15 protein-coding genes and 2 tRNA genes are annotated in these 18,561 nt (G+C 45.6%); 6 read left to right on the top strand and 11 right to left on the bottom strand.

All coding sequences use genetic code 11. From position 1 onward, the window contains the following. Positions 1–512: 512 nt before the first annotated feature. The gene (locus HMPREF9304_RS03750) at positions 513–1,109 is read left to right on the top strand and encodes an RNA polymerase sigma factor (protein WP_008123213.1); all 597 of its coding nucleotides are present in this window, start codon (positions 513–515) and stop codon (positions 1,107–1,109) included. Positions 1,110–1,182: 73 nt separating this feature from the next. Here HMPREF9304_RS03750 and rpe read toward each other — a convergent pair whose 3' ends face one another. Then, complete coding sequence (rpe, locus tag HMPREF9304_RS03745) at positions 1,183–1,839, bottom strand: ribulose-phosphate 3-epimerase (protein ID WP_036926550.1); 657 nt, start codon at positions 1,837–1,839, stop codon at positions 1,183–1,185. Positions 1,840–1,853: 14 nt separating this feature from the next. After that, complete coding sequence (locus tag HMPREF9304_RS15145; protein ID WP_008123217.1) at positions 1,854–1,979, bottom strand: hypothetical protein; 126 nt, start codon at positions 1,977–1,979, stop codon at positions 1,854–1,856. 346 nt (positions 1,980–2,325) lie between these two features. On the opposite strand from HMPREF9304_RS15145, the gene HMPREF9304_RS03740 reads away from it, so the two are divergent. The 4 genes from HMPREF9304_RS03740 (at position 2,326) to HMPREF9304_RS03725 (ending at position 5,665) form a co-directional block, all read left to right on the top strand. Continuing rightward, the gene (locus HMPREF9304_RS03740; protein WP_374187978.1) at positions 2,326–3,036 is read left to right on the top strand and encodes a phosphoribosylanthranilate isomerase; all 711 of its coding nucleotides are present in this window, start codon (positions 2,326–2,328) and stop codon (positions 3,034–3,036) included. Positions 3,037–3,130: 94 nt separating this feature from the next. After that, entirely contained in the window at positions 3,131–3,745 is a 615-nt protein-coding gene (locus HMPREF9304_RS03735; protein WP_052045880.1) for a UpxY family transcription antiterminator, read from the top strand. A gap of 51 nt (positions 3,746–3,796) precedes the next feature. Further along, positions 3,797–4,342 carry a nitroreductase family protein gene (locus HMPREF9304_RS03730; RefSeq protein ID WP_081953634.1) on the top strand — a complete coding sequence of 182 codons (546 nt, stop codon included), beginning with the start codon at positions 3,797–3,799 and terminating at the stop codon, positions 4,340–4,342. 129 nt (positions 4,343–4,471) lie between these two features. Continuing rightward, on the top strand, positions 4,472–5,665 hold the full coding sequence (locus HMPREF9304_RS03725) for an ROK family transcriptional regulator (RefSeq protein WP_036926547.1): 1,194 nt from the start codon (positions 4,472–4,474) through the stop codon (positions 5,663–5,665). Between the two features lie 155 nt (positions 5,666–5,820). Here HMPREF9304_RS03725 and HMPREF9304_RS03720 read toward each other — a convergent pair whose 3' ends face one another. The 6 genes from HMPREF9304_RS03720 to HMPREF9304_RS03695 all read right to left on the bottom strand — a co-directional run bounded on the left by HMPREF9304_RS03720 (position 5,821) and on the right by HMPREF9304_RS03695 (position 15,642). Continuing rightward, complete coding sequence (locus HMPREF9304_RS03720; RefSeq protein ID WP_036926543.1) at positions 5,821–7,020, bottom strand: AGE family epimerase/isomerase; 1,200 nt, start codon at positions 7,018–7,020, stop codon at positions 5,821–5,823. Positions 7,021–7,044: 24 nt separating this feature from the next. Next, positions 7,045–7,962, bottom strand: a complete 918-nt coding sequence (locus HMPREF9304_RS03715) for a dihydrodipicolinate synthase family protein (RefSeq protein ID WP_036926542.1) — start codon at positions 7,960–7,962, stop codon at positions 7,045–7,047. Between the two features lie 90 nt (positions 7,963–8,052). Continuing rightward, positions 8,053–9,291 carry an MFS transporter gene (locus HMPREF9304_RS03710; protein WP_036926540.1) on the bottom strand — a complete coding sequence of 413 codons (1,239 nt, stop codon included), beginning with the start codon at positions 9,289–9,291 and terminating at the stop codon, positions 8,053–8,055. A 40-nt stretch (positions 9,292–9,331) separates the two neighbouring features. Beyond that, positions 9,332–10,426 carry a mutarotase gene (locus HMPREF9304_RS03705; protein ID WP_036926565.1) on the bottom strand — a complete coding sequence of 365 codons (1,095 nt, stop codon included), beginning with the start codon at positions 10,424–10,426 and terminating at the stop codon, positions 9,332–9,334. Positions 10,427–10,698: 272 nt separating this feature from the next. After that, positions 10,699–12,057: a RagB/SusD family nutrient uptake outer membrane protein gene (locus HMPREF9304_RS03700; protein WP_231564456.1), complete on the bottom strand. Its 1,359-nt coding sequence runs from the start codon at positions 12,055–12,057 to the stop codon at positions 10,699–10,701. A gap of 315 nt (positions 12,058–12,372) precedes the next feature. Further along, on the bottom strand, positions 12,373–15,642 hold the full coding sequence (locus HMPREF9304_RS03695; RefSeq protein ID WP_036926536.1) for a SusC/RagA family TonB-linked outer membrane protein: 3,270 nt from the start codon (positions 15,640–15,642) through the stop codon (positions 12,373–12,375). Between the two features lie 471 nt (positions 15,643–16,113). Here HMPREF9304_RS03695 and HMPREF9304_RS03690 point away from each other — a divergent pair, with 471 nt between their 5' ends. Beyond that, positions 16,114–16,536 (top strand): sigma factor, encoded by a 423-nt coding sequence (locus tag HMPREF9304_RS03690; RefSeq protein ID WP_231564455.1) that lies wholly within the window; start codon positions 16,114–16,116, stop codon positions 16,534–16,536. 83 nt (positions 16,537–16,619) lie between these two features. Here the strand turns inward: HMPREF9304_RS03690 and HMPREF9304_RS03685 are convergent. The 3 genes from HMPREF9304_RS03685 to HMPREF9304_RS03675 form a co-directional block, all read right to left on the bottom strand. Next, a tRNA-Asp gene (locus HMPREF9304_RS03685) sits at positions 16,620–16,693 on the bottom strand. A gap of 28 nt (positions 16,694–16,721) precedes the next feature. After that, positions 16,722–16,798: transfer RNA gene (locus tag HMPREF9304_RS03680), tRNA-Asp, on the bottom strand. 723 nt (positions 16,799–17,521) lie between these two features. Beyond that, entirely contained in the window at positions 17,522–18,541 is a 1,020-nt protein-coding gene (locus HMPREF9304_RS03675; RefSeq protein ID WP_036926535.1) for an iron chelate uptake ABC transporter family permease subunit, read from the bottom strand. Positions 18,542–18,561 lie beyond the last annotated feature (20 nt).

Here is an 18,561-nt window from a genome sequence, read left to right as displayed (position 1 = left end):
GCATGTGAATAACACCTCTATTGTATGTTTCCAAGACCGTTAAGTCAATGTTTCAACTTGAAAAGACATCTTTTTTGGTAAAATCAGCCCATTTTTGTCCATCGTTTGCCTATTGATTTTTTCTATTTTGAAGATTTTAGATGACCGATTTTTGGTAAATTAATAGGACAAAAATGTTGTTTTGAGTGTGTTCCCGTTGGCTCAAATCTAATGTCATATCTTCACAGTAAGCTGGCTCTCCTTTTAACAACATAGGTAATAAGTCAACCTTAGTAAGCGAAAAGATTTAATCCTATTTTGTTTTCATGTTACAAATTTGGAGCTTTCTTTGTTGTTTTACAACATCCCCCTTCCATGAAAGAACGTATGTGTTTGCACAAACTTTTTTAACGAAAAATTTGGAAAAATGAACAAAACTCTCTACCTTTGCTATTGTTACTTACTATTTACGTTAAAAAATAATTATCCATCGCCTATAGAAACACATTTACTTAGAATCAAATTTTTAAGAAATGAGAAATTTAACCGAGCTGTCTGATGAAGAATTAGCGATGGCTTATATCAATGGGCAGTATGCTGCTTTCGATTTGTTATTGTCGCGCAATCAGTCCAAAATATTTTCCTACATCCTTTTTGTGGTTCGTGATCGTAGCATGGCAGATGACGTTTTTCAAGATACTTTTGTCAAGGTCATTACCAAGTTGCAGCAAGGAAAATACACAACGAGTGGGAAGTTCAGTGCATGGGTGATGCGTATCGCTCACAATGTGATAATGGACATTTATCGTGACCAAAAGTCTGAAAAGATTGTCGAGGCAACCGAAGACAACGATTTGTCTAACTTTGGCGATCAAGCACTGCTTGAGCAAGCCATAGAGGCTAAGTTTGTAAACGATCAGGTGCTGCAGGATGTAAAGAAGATGATGAACCTGTTGCCTACCACACAGCGGGAAGTGGTATATATGCGTTTTTATCAACAGCTTTCATTCAAGGAGATAGCCGAGACAACAAATGTAAGTATCAACACTGCCTTGGGACGTATGCGTTACGCACTGATTAACTTGCGTAAAATGGCTCAAGAGCATGACCTGATGCTCCAGTTGTTATAATCGGGCGAAAGGTAAAGTGTGTCGCGGTCACAACTTGTAGCTTTGATCAAAAAGCCTTGCTTGCATGTTGCACTTAGCAGTGTTTCAGCCAGTGAATAGTAGCGATAGGGTCTTTCGCTTTGAATACATAACTGCCACTCACCAATACATCGGCACCCGCTTGAACTAATCGTGGAGCGGTATCTTCTTGCACACCACCGTCCACTTCGATGAGGGCTTGAGCTCCCGACTCGTCGATAAGCTTTCGGAGACGCTTTACTTTTGCAATGGTGTTCTCAATAAAGGCTTGTCCGCCAAAGCCTGGGTTCACACTCATGAGCAACACTAAATCAACATCGTTGATGATATCTTCTAATAGATGTACGGGCGTGGCAGGATTTAAGACCACCCCTGCTTTCATGCCAGCATCATGAATTTGCTGTATGGTTCGATGAAGATGCGTACACGCTTCGTATTGCACAGACATCAATGTGGCTCCCGCTTCGGCAGCTTGTTGAATGTATCGTTCTGGTTGAACAATCATAAAATGTACGTCGAGTGGCTTTTGACAGATTTTTGATACGGCGCGAATCACAGGGAACCCAAACGAAATATTAGGAACAAACACGCCATCCATGACATCCAAGTGCAGCCAGTCTGCATCACTTTGGTTAATCATGTCAATATCGGCTTGAAGGTTCGTAAAGTCAGCTGATAGCAGAGAGGGAGAAACGAGTGTGAGTTTTTTCATTTGACAGATAAAGATTAGTTAAGACAATAAGCAATGTGGTGATGCTGTGTCTTTGCGACACGATAAGTGCGTGCCAACTGTTTGAGGAGTCGAAGTGTGGCTTCGGAGGGGTTGAGTTCTTCAGGAGTAAAATACGGCATAGGCTTCATTTGCTAAATTAATGTTTTGTATAAATACATAACGTTCGGGACATCGCTTTATTATACAGTCAGGAAAAAATGTTTCCAAATCCTCTCACCTTATTATATATAACAATCTTTGGTCTTAGATAGATGCAGAAAGATTCATTTTTTTGCCCCCTTTTATCAAAAATATGATTTGAAAATCTCCATTATTCCAAATTTTATGCTTAATATTGCAGTGATAGTCTCGCTGAAGACGCAAGGATGATGTTCACACCAACCGTGACAAGGAATGTTTTGAGACGGTGGGTGTGTTCTATTCATGGAAGGTTTTTACAAGAAAAATAATTTACTGACGCAACCAATGGCAATGAAAATTAAAGTTTGTGGCATGCGCGATACCGATAACATTTGCGCTGTAGCCAAGTTAGATATAGATATGATGGGGTTTGTTTTTATTCCCGACTCACCTCGTTACGTTCAGATGATTAGCAGTCATGCAGGAATCATTCCTGATTATAGTGAGCAAAAGCTCGCAGAAGGGATGCAGACGAACCGTTCGGATGAGGTCTGCCACAGAATAAAGCGAGTGGGCGTCTTTGCAGATGACATGCCTCAAAATATTGTGACACGTGTTTACAACTATGATTTAGATGATGTTCAGTTGAATGGAAGTGAAAGTCCTATCATGATTGATAATCTACTTCGAACCATCTGCCCAGACATTCGTCCCACATTGCAGATTATCAAAAAGATAGAAATCAATGGAATCGAAGATTTAGCAGTGTGCGAAGCTTACAAAGAAGTCGTTGATTTGTTCTTGTTTGATATCAAGCGTGAGACATCAGAACAGGCTACTTTGGAAAGAATCAATACCATTTTGAGTACATACAACGGTTCTATTCCTTTCTTGTTGAGTGGTGGAATGGGCTTCTTCAGTGCCTCATTGTTGCAATCATTGCATCACCCCCAACTGCAGGGCATTCAGGTCAACGAAGAATTTGAGACCCAACCAGGTGTGAAAGACGTTGAAAAACTAAGGCATTTCGTGGAACAAGTTAAGAAAAATAGCTAACGACAGCATCACCGTTAGAACCATCTAACAGGAAAAATGTTTGCCTCCTCTATCAAAAATTATTACCTTTGTGTTTCGAAGAACCCTACCAAGCATGGACAACCTTCAACAACATCACGACCCACATTTGTTGCCTTCCTCAACGAATGATGAAGATATCATCCAAAAACCGCTCGATGATGACTTGCCTTGGTATGCCTTGCGACTCTTTACACTGAAAACACAGCAAGTGATTGACTATCTTGAAGAGCACCATTTAGTTTATTTCATTCCTATGGAGTACGTCGATGTAGAGGACAGGAAGCATCGTGTGCAACAGAAGTTGCGCCCCGTTGTGCGAAATTTGATATTCATCAAACGAACCATGTCCGAACTATCAATTCGGAAAATATTGACAGAAGCGCCATTCAAGGGTTCTGTTATCCGTAAAAGTAGAGAGGATAGGCAGTATTACGAGATTCCGTCACGACAAATGTTTGAATTTCAAGCAATGTGTAACCCAGAGATAGTGATGCGCCAATACCTTTCAGAAGCACAAGCCAAGCTAAAGGTGGGTACGCCCGTATACGTTAAATATGGTCCCTTAAAAGGATTGAGTGGGCGACTGGTGCGGAGCAATAAAAAATATTTTTTGTTGAAAGAGATACCTGGGTTGGGTGTGATGCTCAAAGTGTCTCGTTGGTGTTGTCGACCCATGGCAGAGGAATGAACAGCCACGTAAGGACAATAGGAATAGCTTCCTGTTGCAAAGAGTAGACGGATGAAAAACAAACGAATTAACCAATATAAAATCATGACCGACTTTTTATCGCTTTGTAAAGACCGTTATGCCGTGAGAAAATTCACGGATAAAATGGTAAGTGAGGAAGATATTGCTTATCTCAAGGAAGCCATTCGCTTGGCACCGTCGGCAGCAAACCGACAGCCATGGAAATTTATCTTTGTTGTTTCGCAAGAAGCAAAAGAGAAACTCCGCCAGTGTTATCATAGAGAGTGGTTTAAGACAGCACCCATGTATGTCATTGCCATGAAGAATGAACAAGCTTGTTGGGTTCGAGAAGAGGATGGTAAGCAGCATGCGGATATTGATGTGGCGATAGCTACCGAACATCTTTGTTTGGCAGCAGCCGACCGAGGATTAGGAACTTGCTGGGTGTGTCATTACGACATCGAACTCGTCAAGGAGTATTTCCCCGTCAAAGATTTTGAGGCTGTTGCTCTTATCCCTGTCGGTTATATAGACACCTCGGAGAAACAGCCAGAAAAAGTAAGGAAGTCAGCCGAAGAAATATTTCAAGAAATATAATACAGGCGCATTGTTTTGGTTTTATGACTGTGTATGAAAGGTAACAAAAAGATGCGGACAGTCATTAAAAAGTTCTTCTTCACACAAGAAAACACATCAAGATAAAAAACTTAATAGAAGCACATTTATATGAAATCTTTATTTGAAAACAAAAAAAGTAGCAAGAACAATCAGGTTAAAAATCAAATTATTGAGTATTTTATCGTCAATGGTAATGCGACCAATGCCGACTTGGCGAAGGAGTTTAATTTGAGCGTTCCAACGATAGTGAAGATTGTCAATGAAATGTGTGATGAGGGTTTCGTGATTGAATATGGAAAGTTAGAGACAGAAGAAGGCAGGCATCCCAATCTTTATGGATTGAACCCAGAGTCAGGATATTTCATAGGAGTGGACATCAATGCTACCTGTGTGCACATTGGATTGATGAATTTCAGGGGAGATTTGATTGATTTGTTGACCGATAACAGTTATAAACACGAGAACACGCCAGCAGCGTTGGAACAGCTTTGTAGCATTATTTCTAATTATACAGCCAAACTCAGTGTACCCAAAGAAAAGATATTTGATATCAATGTCAATATTTCAGGTCGTGTTAATCCTGATACTGGTTACAGTTATTCTATTTTTAATTTTTCCGAAGCACCATTAGCAGACTTTTTGAGTCATCGCTTAGGCTTTAAGGTAACCATAGAGAACGATACAAGAGCCATGACGTATGGCGAATATCTCAAAGGGTGTGCCCACGGAGAGAAGAACGTTTTGTTCATCAATGTCAGTTGGGGCTTAGCGTTGGGGATGATTATTGATGGAAATTTGTATAAGGGTAAGTCTGGTTATGCTGGAGAATTTGGACACAATTTCTTTGTGAACAACGAGATTATCTGCCACTGTGGAAAGAAAGGTTGTTTGGAAACAGAAGTTTCAGGGAGTGCCTTTGTGCGAATAGTGAAAGAGCGTGTGAGTAATGGAGAATCGTCTAACATTCAACAAGACGACACTGGAGACTTTAGTATGGAAACACTTATCGAGGCAACATGCAATGACGACACCCTATGTATAGAGGTTGTAGAAAGTATGGGACGCAAGTTGGGACAGTCCATAGCAGGTCTTATCAATATCTTTAATCCCGAGTTAGTGGTGATAGGTGGCTCTTTATCTGTCACAGGAGATTATTTAATGCACGCTATCAAGTCGTCTGTATTAAAATACTCACTCAATTTGGTAAATCGTGACACTAACTTAGTGCTTTCTAAACTGAAGGATAGAGCAGGTGTGATAGGTGCTTGTCTAATCGCCAGGAAGAGAATTCTTGAACTATAATATTGCTGTTTATAGTTCTGTTCCTGCCTTTTATTGAAGAAGTAGGGAAGTTGAAGGAGTAGATGATTTGCCTAATGGCTGCATCAAATCTTGGGTTCAATGAGCGATTATACGCCAATGTTTACCTTTATCTTTCAACTTCCCACCTCTTTCTATCATGATTTACTTTCGTTCTCTTTTTCCATAATGTCCTTGCACAATAAGTAACTCTTCATCATCATGCGTGGAATGTGGAACGGTCCTTTGAAGATATTGCCCTTGGCAGGTTGAGCCACAGTGCCGTCTCGATGCAGATAGCCGTACCATTCGCCATATTCTTTGTCGGGGAAGTGGCGATATGTCCACTCACTAATCATCTTGTGCTTCTCTATGTACTTCTCATCACCTGTGGCTAAGTAGGCGTACAGCGTTGCAATGATGGTTTCGGTCTGTGGCCACCAGAACTTCATATCCTGCGAATAGTCTTGTGGTGGGAAGTTTTTACAGTCGCGGAAATTGATGATGCCACCGTATTTCTCGTCCCATCCCCAATCCCACGACCAGTCAAGAATCTTTGTTCCCAAGTCAACCAAGTGTGAGTCCCAGTTGCGATAGCGTGCTTCTTCCAAGATAAACCACGATGTCTCGATGCAGTGTCCCGGGTTGATGACACGCCCGTTGAGTGTGTCAATCAACTCTCCATTCAGTCCTACGGTTTCCAAAATGGCTTTGTATTCGGGATGTACGAAATACTTTTCCAGCTTTTCGAGCGACAAGTCTATCTGCTTTGTCAATTCTGGCGCATCGATAGCCTCTCGCAATCGTGAGGCTGTATTGATGAGAATCATCGTCAGCGAATGTCCTTGACATTTCATGGTGGGCAGGTATTTGGGTTCAAGTAGCCCGGGCGTGTTGGCATAATGTTGAATGGTGTGGAACACCTCTAATGCTTTTTCTGCATATTCTTGTTTGCCAGAAGCTATCGAATATTCGGACATAGCAATGGCGGCAAAGCACTCTGAGAACAAATAGCGACGCATACGTAGGGGTGTACCGTCAGCTGTCACCTCAAAATACATCCGCCCATCCTCGTTGGTGCAATGGTGGATGATGAAGTCAATACAGCTCTTTGATGCTTCGAGCCATGCAGGATTCTTCTCAATATGGTTATAAGCATAGGCTGTTATAAAGCCAAACCGACCTTGAAACCACACCGATTTGGTGGTATCCATCAGCTTTCCGTCTCTGTCCAGACAGGTGTACACGCCTCCATGCTCTTTGTCAAGACCATTTGTTAGCCAAAAGGGAAGGATATTATTTGTTAGATCGCTGTGATAGCGTTCTTCCCATTGGGATATATAGTTTTTGATTTCCATTTCTGTGAATATTTTCTTTCAATATTAAAACTGGTTGCAACGATCGAAGAAGTTGATAGCTTCCAGTTCTTTTTTCATTTGTTGTTCTTCCTCGTTGGTCATATTCTGGAATGGAACACGATTAGGTCCCAAATCAAAACCTAAAAGTTTCATGATACGTTTGCCTCCAACAATGTTGCCACGGTATCGACAAATCACGTTGATGACTTCCTGTGAAAAGTTTTGTTTTTCGCGAGCTGTCTCAATATCCCCATTCTTCCATGCCTCGATAATGCCCACCAGTTCGCGCCCATTGTAGTTGGTAGTTCCACCAATACCACCCTGTGCACCGCCTTGTGCTAAGCTGGGCAGTATCGTTTCGTCTTGTCCATGCAGCATATCGTATTTGCCATTTTTGTACAGTCGGCATTGATTGTATTCGTATAAGCTCTCGAAAGTGTACTTAATACCAGCAAAATTGGAGATTCTTCCGTCCACAGCTTTCAGCAATTCCAGCATAGGAAGGAAAGCACCATTAAAGGCTGGTATGTGATAATAATAAAAAGGAAGGTCGGGAGCACTGTTTGCTATGGCTTCGCAGTATTTCACCAATTCCTCTATTCTGCCTATTTTTGGAAATGGAGGTGCCATGGAGCCAATCCCCCATGCCCCAATTTCTTGAGCATGTGCTGCCAATTTCTGACTCTCGCGCAGACAACAACTGCCAACATGCACGATGACTTTGAAGCCTTGTGGAGCTACCTTGAGCCAGCGTTCAGCCAGTTGCATGCGTTCTTCGGTGGTGAGCATATAACCTTCTCCAGACGATCCGTTGATAAATACGCCTTGCAATCCATTTTTTTGCAGCATGGCTGCATACTTTTCAATAGGTTCTAAGTTCAAGTCGCCATTCTCATGAAACGGTGTGAATGGTGCGTCAATTAATCCTATAATCTTTTCCATTTTTTATATGTTAATGATTTTTGTTTTGAATTTTGAGGAGATAAGCCCTAAAGAGCGCTCCCCATTATTGCTTTCAAATTTAGCCAACAACTATGATGCGTTATCTGTCGTTGGTTTTAGACATGCCAGTTGCAATATCAATGCAATCACCACGATACCTCCTAAAATGGCAAACCCTAATCCTAAGTTGCCACCATCGCTCCATTTGCCCAACACTTGCGTCACCAAAGCGCCAGCAAACACGCCTACCATGTTCATGATACCGTAGGCAGTGCCACGATGTTTGGTCGAAATAAACTGACAAAGGATGGGCATGTTGTTGGCATCGAAGATGCCGTAGCCCACACCAAAGCACAGACCTGCGCCAACAATGGCTACAATATGGTGCCCGAACCCAAGCAATATCAAGGCAGGTATCGTCATGCCCAGTCCGATGGCACTGGTGTAGATACGACCTCGGATATTTCTCTGTACCCACCGGTCGGACATAATACCTCCTACGATGACACCTACAAATGAAGAAACAGCAATGGTAATGGTACTCAAGGGTCCTGCACTCGACATGTCAATGCCTAAATTGGTAGCAAAGAGCGTTGGTAGCCAGTTCTTTGTTGCCCATCCTGGTAAGCTCGGAACCGCAAAATAGAACAAGATAATCCAGAAAGCCCAATTGGACAGCACAATACTTAACCCTTTGAAAGGATTGATACTGGCTTTATTATGTGTCGTGGAAGAGGTCGACTGTGCGTGTGAGGGGTTTTCGTAAAGGAAAATGAACAGTACGATTGAGTACACAACTCCAATGATACCAAACCAATGGAATGCCGAATGCCACGTAAACATGGCTGCAATGGTAGCACCAAATCCGCCAATGGCTTGCCCCGTGTACAAGCCCGTCATGTGTATGCCAATTGCCAAAGAGCGTGATTTTCCCTCATGCCAGTCGGCTATCAGTGACAGTGCGGAGGGGATGTAGAGCGCTTCACTAATGCCCATAAAGGCGCGCAACCAATATAGTTGTGTGAAATTTTCGGCATATCCCATAAGATAGGTCACGCCCGACCAAACAAACAAACTGCCTACCACTAACCATTTACGGCTTACACGGTCGGCTATCATGCCTGCAAACGGACTTACCAATCCGTAAATCCACAGAAATACTGCCATCAATGCACCGAATGCTTCTGCCTTGTTCAATTCTACAATATCTACTTTCATCGACTCTTGCATGGTCGAGAGCATCTGCCTATCCATGTAGTTGAGCAATGCTACCACCCATAGCAGTGCAACTACGAGCCACGGATAATATTTTTTTTCTTTCAGGTTCATTTCTTTTCTCTTCTCTTAGGTTTTAGTTCAAATGTAGCGGCTATAAGGGTAAACGGAAGCGGTATATCTCCGCAGTTCTGATTCCTGGTTTCAGTTCTCCACCTATTATATATATATGAGTGCCATCGAACACCAAAGATGCTCCAGCCCTCGCTGCAGCTTCATGGTTTCCCAAAAGAGTCCACTTGCCATTCTTGTACAAGTTAATGTAGGGATTGAATCGATACCATGCTATGGGATGTTTCATATACCCAGGCATGGGATGGTTCACGGCAGCCTCGAAAACGTCTTTGTTCACACCGCCCAAAACAACAATGCCTGCATCACCACAATTCACGGCAGCTGCTCCTCCAAGATATATCTCTTCCTGCTGGCATGTTCGTGGTCCTTCTACTGGTTTTGCTCCGCTTTTGGTAAACTGGTATCCCTGCATTTGTAACTGGGCATCTTGCTTGTCTGTCTTGGAGGTGCATCCTCCCCACGCATAAAATGTGCCGTCTGTGTAGCCACAGACAGGTTGACCTAACACCTCACTTGTCAAAGGAGAAAGTATTTGCCAACCTTTTTGCAAATCTTCAAGCTGAAGTTGTGCAATGTGCAAGCCGTCGTACACCATCACAGTAGAACAACCGAGGCTTCCTGCGAAGTTATCCAGTTTCCACGGGAGGGCAGGGTAGGCTTCCACAACAGCCTTCCCCTGTTCAATGGTTATCTTGAATACCTGATCAGATGAGCCTTCGGCATTACACCCACCCATGCAGAGCAAACCATTGGGCAGGCTGACTGATACGCCATAAGCGAAAGGTTCGGGTAGCTTACCTATCAACTGCCAGTCAAGTGTGTCCGCAGTTGTGCTTATTTTGGCAGCATAAATCCCCTGATAGAATTTCTTCTTGCCACCATCAGCGGCAGGAACATCAGGAAAATTACAACCACCTGCCATGATGAGATAGCCGTCAACAATTCCAGCAAAGCATGCCGAAATCCCTTTCTCTATTCCTTTCTCGCTTACTGGAAACCCTTTGATTCGTTCCATTTGAAGATGCCCAATGCCCTTTGCACTGGCATCATGATTACAGATACATGCCATGAAGATAAAAATTAATAATTGATGAACAGGTCTTGTTATAGTCATTGCTTTTATTTTACGCGCATTCTTTTTTCTTGCCAAACATGCTGTCCAGACTTAGGCAGGGCAACAAATGGGGTGAATCGTCTGTAAATATACAAAATATTTTTTTAATCCACCTGAACGATAGTTCACCTCGTCATGATGCCGAGGTTCTTTATGATTGTGTTCGTCCTCATGATGAAAATGGACGTTGCGTGTTGAAAAGGGCACGGGAAGCGTGCAAACACCCGTGCCCAGCTGAAATCAATATGACAATTTGGCATGAATGCCGCCAATCACTTATACCCTTCCGTCTGCAAGACAGCAGGGTCGTTTGTCATTGTCTTTACGGAAACAGGCCACAAAACCTTGTAGCTCTCCGTCTCGCGGAGCAATGCCCCTTCGTCTTTCCCAGGTATAAACGGATAGTTCACCGTGCCGTCGAACACCAATGCCCTGCCATTTGCGTCGTGCATGCGCAGCAGGTTGAACCATCGCTTTCCCTCGAACACAAATTCCTTGTCAGCCTCGGCAAGGATGGCCTTCGTGTTTTTGTACTTGTCTTGACGGGTGTATGTAGGATAGTCGCTGCCATAGGCCCGTTCGCGTATCTGGTTGATGTAGGGGCTGGGGTCGTTGCCAAGGTCGTTTTCTATCTCTGCCATCAGCAGTAGTGCCTCGGCATACCGGAAGATAGGACCATCGCAATCAAAGTAATGAGTTCCTTCTGCCACGTCATAATGGCCGGCGAACTTCTTGAGAAGGCTTCCGAAGTTAGCACCCGTCATGGGGTCTTTTTTGGAGCCCATCACAGCAAAAAATGTAGCATCGCGCCTGCTGTCGCCCTTGTCAAACGACCGCCAGAAGCTTTCCTTGTATTGATAGCGTACGATGCCGTTGATCAGCGTGCTTGTGCCAAAGGGGTCGTTGTTTGACAATGTCAGCGCATTGCCCTCGCTGTCGAATGCAGCCGTGAAGAAGTTGGCTTGTGCACACAGGTAACTGGCATTTGGCATATACGCCTTGTCCGTTGTGTTGAACGACACGGCAAGGATGTTCTCCTTGTTCTTCTGCTTGAAGTCTGTTCTGAATGCCTGGTAGAACGCCGGCATCAACTTGAACTTCCCGCTGTCGATTACCTTGCCAAGCGCAGCCTTTGCCGTTTGCAGGTCGGCGTTGCCGGTAGCCTTGCAATTTCCTGTCGATACTTTTGCCGCCCACGCATAGATGTTGGCTTTCAGCATGCAGGTGGCATATGCGCTCCACTCGTACGGGCTGGTGAAGGCGTCATTTCCCAAGGCGTTGAACTTCTCTTCAGAGGCCTTGATGTCGTCTTTGATGAGTTTCATCACCTCTGCCGCGCTGGCACGAGGCCTGGACAAGGCGGCCGCAGATATTTTTCCTTTGGTGATGGCCACGTCTGTGACCAGTGGCACGCCTCCCCATGTACGGTAGAGGAAGAAATAGTAGTAAGCCCGCATGCCATAGGCCTGTGCCAGGTAAAGGTTTTTTTGGGCATCGGTCAGGAATGTGCATTCGGGAATCTGTTGTAGTGCCAGGTTGACGCGCACGATCTCACCGTAGAGTCCATCCCAGTTGTTGAAGAGCGCGTTGTCGGCTCTTAGGTCTTGCTTGATGATGGTTTGGTTGTACATCGACTCCCCAAACACCGACACGCCCGATCCGTCGTCGCCATCGCCCAGCAGGCCACCGCGCAGCTCGCCCATGGTGAAATGAATGCCATAGCTGCTGCGCAAGTATCTGTGCAGCCCTGTCATGTATCCGGAAACCTGTGGCTGGTCCTTCCAGAAGTTGCCGCTGGCAAAGAAGTCTTCTGGGGCTTGGTCCAGTGATTCGCAGCTGGTAAACATGGTTAGGAGCCCCATGAGGAGAAGCCCTGATATTTTATGTAGGTTTTTCATCGCTTTGTATTTTTAGAGTTGTTTTTTCTTGCTTTGTCATCACGGGAGTTAAAAGGTGAGGTTAAGTCCGAGCACCAGCATCCTTGGCAGTGGATAGCCTCCCCAGTTGGAGGCCACTTCGGGGGAGAACACATAGGGTGCCGCGCACAGGTAGCCCAGGTTTTGTCCTGTCACCGATACGGTGAGGCTCTCTATGGACACCTTGCTCAGCCACTGCCTGGGCAGTGAGTACGAGAGGGTCAGCTCGCGGAACGACAGGTAGTCACCATTGTACACGAACATGGAGTTATAGCGGTCGTAGTTGCGTGCGTTCAGCTGGTCGGCCCAGATGTAGATGGGGTATTTTGCATTGGGGTTGTCTTCGGACCATGTGTCCTTCACGTTGGTCAGAGTGTTGTATGTACCCTGCATGTTGCCCATGATCCATGGCGTGCGGTAGTCGTAAGTCTTGAATCCCAGTGCGAAGTCGAGGCGGGCAGTCAGGGCCAGTCCTTTCCACGAGGCCGTGAGGGTGGTGCCGCCTGTCCACTTGGGTGTCATGTTCCCTACCTTCACCAGGTCGTAGTTGTCTATCACTCCGTCGCCGTTGACGTCTTTCCACTTGATGTCGCCAGGCATGATAGCCAGGCCTCCGGCCGCCTTGCCTGTCGACTGGTATGCGGCGGGGCCGTAGAGGAATTTGTTGTTGCCTCCGTTGTTCGATGTCGACTTGTCTATCAGGTTGCCAGGTATCTCATCGTAGGTCTTGTAGATGCCTTCTGCCTGGAACACCCACAGGTCGCCTGGCGTTTCGTTCTCGGCATAGCCGCCAACCCACATCTTCTTGTCTCCGTTGCCGGTGTACACCTCGTACCCGCCCTGCCGGTTCTTGTCACGTCCGTTGTCGGGCAACTGCAGTATCTTGTTGGTGTTTCGCGCAATGTTGAACGCCCAGTCCACCTTCCAGTCAGCGGTGTTGAGGATGTGGCAGTTGGTCTCGAGCTCGACACCCCGGTTGCGAAGTTTTCCGTTGTTGGACGTGATGCTCGTGAAGCCCGACGATGCGGGGATTACGATGTTGGCATATTTGTCGGAGGTCACGCGGTCGTACCAAGTGATGTTTGTCTGTATCTTGTTGTTGAGGAATCCCAGGTCGAGTCCCAGCTCCAGCGTCCTCGACGTTTCCCATGTCAGGTAGGCCGTGGGGATGTTGTTCAGGTAGTAGCTTGTCGTGCCGTGGTAGGTGTCCATAGCGTAGGCTCCCTGCACGGTATAGTCGCCCACCCACGAGGAGTTTACGTTGCCGTTCTTTCCCCAGCTGGCGCGGACCTTTCCGAAGCTCAGCCATCCGGTGGTCTTTTCCATGAATTTCTCGTGCGAGAACACCCAGCCCAGGGAGAGTCCCGGGAATGTTCCCCACCTGTTGTCCTTGCTCAGCTTGGAGATGCCGTCACGCCTCACCGTGATTCCTACCAGATACTTGGCATCATAGTCGTAGTTGACGCGTGCGAAGTACGACTGTGTGATGAACTTGGAGTGCCCTGTGTCGACCATGCGCTTGCCCTCGTCGGTCACGGTGTATTCCAGGTCGCGGAAATAGTTGTTGGCTGGGTTGCTGCCGCTTGCCTGCAGGTCGAAGAGTTTTTGGTGGAAGTACTCCCATCCCAGGAGCCCGCTGACGGTGTGCTTGCCAAGTGTCTTGTTGTAGTTGAGCAGCACGTTGTAGGTCTGTGTGAGGTGTTTCTCAGATTCAGCGAACGATTTGTGCCCCGTGGAGTAGCGTCCTGGCGAGCTCAGGTAGGTGTGGTAGAAGCTCTGCCCAGTATAGTATTGGTAATACCAGTCGCCCTTCAGGTCGAGGGTGAGCCCGTCCACGATGCTGAACCTGAAGTCTTGCGAGAAGGTGAACTTCTGCCTTGAGTAGTCTTGGTCGATGGCGTTTTCCAGGAACTTTTGATTACCGTCGCCCGAGTTCTTGCCCAGCAGCAACTCGCCCTTGTTGTTGTACGCGCGGAATGTCGGAGGATAGGAGAAGTTCCGGGAGAAGTAGTTCGCCTCGCCAGCAAACGGGGATATGCCCAGATACTTGGCCGTAGAGAAGTTGAAGCTCGAATAGCTTGTCAGCCACTTCTTTATCTTGTAGTCGGTGTTCAGCAAGAACGAGAGCCTGCGGTTGTAGTTGTTGATGGCGTTGCCCTCACTGTTGTTGTATCCCAGGCTGGTGTAGTAGTGTCCACGGTCGTTGCCCCCGCTGAAGTTGACGTTGTAGTCCTGCGAGAAGCTGGGGGTGTTGATGTTGAAGTCTTCCATGTGGTTGTTCACGTAGATCAGAGTCTTGTTTGTCACGGGGTCCGTCATGGTTCTCCAGCCCTTGCCGATGAGCTCCTTCTGCACGTCGGGCGCAAGAGCGCCGTACTCGTAGACGCCCCAGATGCCTGCCGAGCTTTTGTTGCCGTCGGCCTCGTATTTGTTGCCTGTCCCGTAGGGCTGGTTGCCACTGAGCGAGCTCAGCGTGACCGTTCCCTTTTGCTCAGCGTAGAGGTAGGAACGCCGCTGGTAGTACAGGTAGTCGCCAGCGTCGAGGAACTTGTATGGGTTGTTGAAGTAGTTCCATGACAGCTTTGAGCTGAAGCCTACCTTACCCTCACCGTCCTTGCCTTTCTTGGTGGTGATGAGGATGACGCCATTGTTGGCCCTGGAGCCGTAGATGGCTGTCGCGCCAGCGTCTTTCATCACCTCCATGGACTGTATGTCGTTGGGGTTGACGTCGGCCATTGAGCTGCGGATCATGCCGTCGACCACGACCAGCGGGGCCCCGCTGCCGTCGTAGTCGGTGCCGCCGCGCAGTACGATGGTGGGCGAGGCGTTGGGGTTGCCCGACCCTTGCACCACCTTCAGGCCGGCAACGGCACCCGAGAGTGCCTGCGAGGGGTTGGAGAACATGCCCGTGGTGAGACTCTCGTTCTTCACCTTGGCGATGGAGTTCGTCATCTTTGAGCGGATGATGGAGCCGCTGTAGCCGATGACGACGGTCTCGGAAAGCTCGTTGCTGATGTCCTGCATCCGGATGATCAGCGGTTGGGCCGAGGTCACCGTGACGACCTTTTCGGAATAGCCGATATACGACACCTTGATGCTCACGGGCAGCTTTGCCACGGTGAGTCTGAATGCGCCATCCACATCGGTAACGGTACCGTTCGAGGTGTTTTGCTCAACCACCGTTGCTCCTATGAGCGGTTCGTTTGTCCCTTCATTGAGCACTCTGCCATGGATGGCAGTCTGGGCCATCGCAGCGGTGCAGCTCATGAAGCAAACCATGAGAAACAATAACTTTTTCATATTTTTCGTATTAGTTCATTGATATTATAAAAGGATTTTAAGAATTCCCATTGGCTTTCTGTTGCAAATATATGAAAAGTTACGATAAGTTGCAATAGTTTTCGTAAAAATTTTATTAAATCAAACAAAGTACTGCATACAAATTTAAGAACTGGTGATGGTCACTGCCTGCTGTCGCTGGCAGAACACGAAAGAACTATGCCCTTTTGGAGAATTCGAGAACAGGGCATTTTTATTCCGAACTCAGGTATTTTAACATCGAAATCCTTGCAAAAGTCATCTGCATTACAAGAATTCTCTGTAATTTTATCTTTGATAATCATCGCTATTAAAATTTACAACTATTTGATAATCAGATATAATGGTACAAAAATATAGGGAGATTACTAACTTTTTCATCACATTCTTATTCCGAACTCAGGTTTTTTGAGTATTTTTGTACCAATTAACAAGTATTTGTGGGATTGTAGAATGCAACGAAACATCAGCACAGTTTATGATGCTTTATTCAGACAAATGTATGCCAAGCTATTCTTTTACGCAAAAGGGCTGGTTGGCAGTGAGGATGATGCACAAGATGTTGTAGAGGATGTGTTCACTGACCTCTGGCAACGGCGTGACGACATTGAATTTGGCGACCAAATCTCTTCGTTCCTTTATCGTGCTGTCTATACCCGTTCAATCAATTTGCTTAAACGTAGAAAGATTTCCTCGGGTTACATTCAACAGTTGGAGGATATCAACAGTAAACTATTAGAGACACTTCAAAGTAATTTGAAGAATCCTGTTCATATGCTTGCAAACAACGAATTTAGGACTGACCCATTTGTTTTGATAATGATTTATGATAAAAAGTTTGTGATTCGCAGGGATATGAGGTGGAATGTAGAATAAAAAAAAGGATATACCCAAAAGTAAGGCACATCCTTTTTTAATTCTTTAGACAATATCTCTAGACTGAATCAGAGCATTGAAAGCGGTGCGTACGAGACTCGAACTCGTGACCTCCTGCGTGACAGGCAGGCATTCTAACCAACTGAACTAACGCACCAAAGCGATAAAAGAATTTAACGGTTTGTTGGCGGTGCGTACGAGACTCGAACTCGTGACCTCCTGCGTGACAGGCAGGCATTCTAACCAACTGAACTAACGCACCAATGAACCGGAAGTCAATTCTGTTTTGCGGATGCAAAGGTAATACTTTTTATTTAAAGTGCTTCATTCTCTGTCGTATTTCTATTTCAATTAATATTTATTAACAACGAAAAAGCTCAAAGTATTTCTTTAATCACTACCATTGCCTGTCATTCAGTGTACTTTTGTTGATAGTTTAAACGCTATTTCTGTGTCACGGCTCTTTCATTAAAGAGCGACATTTCAACATGCTTCAACAGTTCGCTTTCATGCTGTTTTGTAAATATAAATGACGAAAAAACGGGGTTTGAAAAGTTGCGAAATAGAAAAAGAATAAGGAGAAAAGACAGGGACTATGGCACTTTTCGGGTTGAAATGTATATCGTTTTTGCATTGAAGCATTGAGTTAAGGCGACAACTACATGCAAATAACACCTCTATTGAGCCACTATTGCAGTGCTAAAGCATTGTTTCAACACGGTTTTTTGCTTGTTTTTAAGGCATGAATGGAGGTATAAATGCGACTTGTCGTACGCTTGTTTGCGCAATACAATGATTAACTGTTACTTATAAAACTCGCTCAAAACTTGCGTATTTTCGACCGAAGGGAAAACTTTTTCAAATATTCAAATTATACGAGGGTGTTTGTCAAGTATTTTGATATTATTTTTTTAGGTTTTGAACCCCATGGCATCTCACTGTTGCATCAAGTTTTCAACTCACTTTCTTTTTCCCTCTTGCGAACTCAATGCTTCCAAACAATATAGATAACAACAGGTGCCCCTATCAATGGTGTAACGGCATTGAGGGGCAAGACACCCTGCGAACCCGGCAAGGTGCATATACATTGGCACAACAAAGCAATCACTGCCCCCATGAGCATGGTGAGGGGAAGCAGGGTGCGGTGGTTCTCCGTGCCAACCAGTAAGCGAGCCATGTGTGGCACAGCAAGTCCAATAAATGCCACAGGACCGCAATAAGCCGTGGTAACTGCCGTCAACACCCCCGTTACCACCAATAGCCAACCGCGCACGACACGCACATTGACGCCCAAGTTTTGCGCATACCGTTCGCCCAACAACAAGGCGTTCAGCGGCTTCATCAGTAGCATGGCGCCTATCAAACCTACAATGATAGCAATGGTAAAAATGGGTAGTTGGGGTAAAGAGACATTGTTAAAATTGCCCATGCCCCATATCATATACGATTTAACACCCTCTTGCGTGGCAAAGAAGTTGAGCAAGGCAATGACAGACGAGGATAAATAACCTATCATGATGCCCATGATGAGCAACATGACATTGTTTTTGACCCACTGTGAAAAAACTAAAATAATGCTTGTAACCACCATAGCACCCACAAAGGCAGCCAGCAAAATCGCCATAGCACCGCCCACACTGAACAAAGCCGTAGACATGCTTCCCCCCATGGCTAACATCACCAATGCTACTCCTAATCCCGCCCCGCTGTTAATACCAAAGATTGAAGGTCCAGCTAAAGGATTTTGAAAAGCAGTTTGTAGCAGCAAGCCACTCACAGCGAGTGCTGCACCACAAAACAAAGCTGCAACTGTTTGTGGTAAACGAGATTCTAAAATGATGTAAGTCCAACTGTCATTACTCATATCCTTTCCACACAATATGGAAAACACGTCTGCTGCTGGAATGTAAACCGACCCCAACAAAAGGTTGAACATTACTAATAGGAGCATGGCAACACCCAACATTGCAAAGACAAACTTGTTACTTGTATGGCTCATCCTCATAATTCAAGTAGGAAAGGAAA

It is taken from the genome of Hoylesella timonensis S9-PR14 (genome assembly GCF_000762405.1).
GTDB lineage: Bacteria > Bacteroidota > Bacteroidia > Bacteroidales > Bacteroidaceae > Prevotella > Prevotella timonensis_A.
Note: the sequence above shows the minus strand (reverse complement) of the source record. Positions and strands in the feature narration are given on the sequence as shown.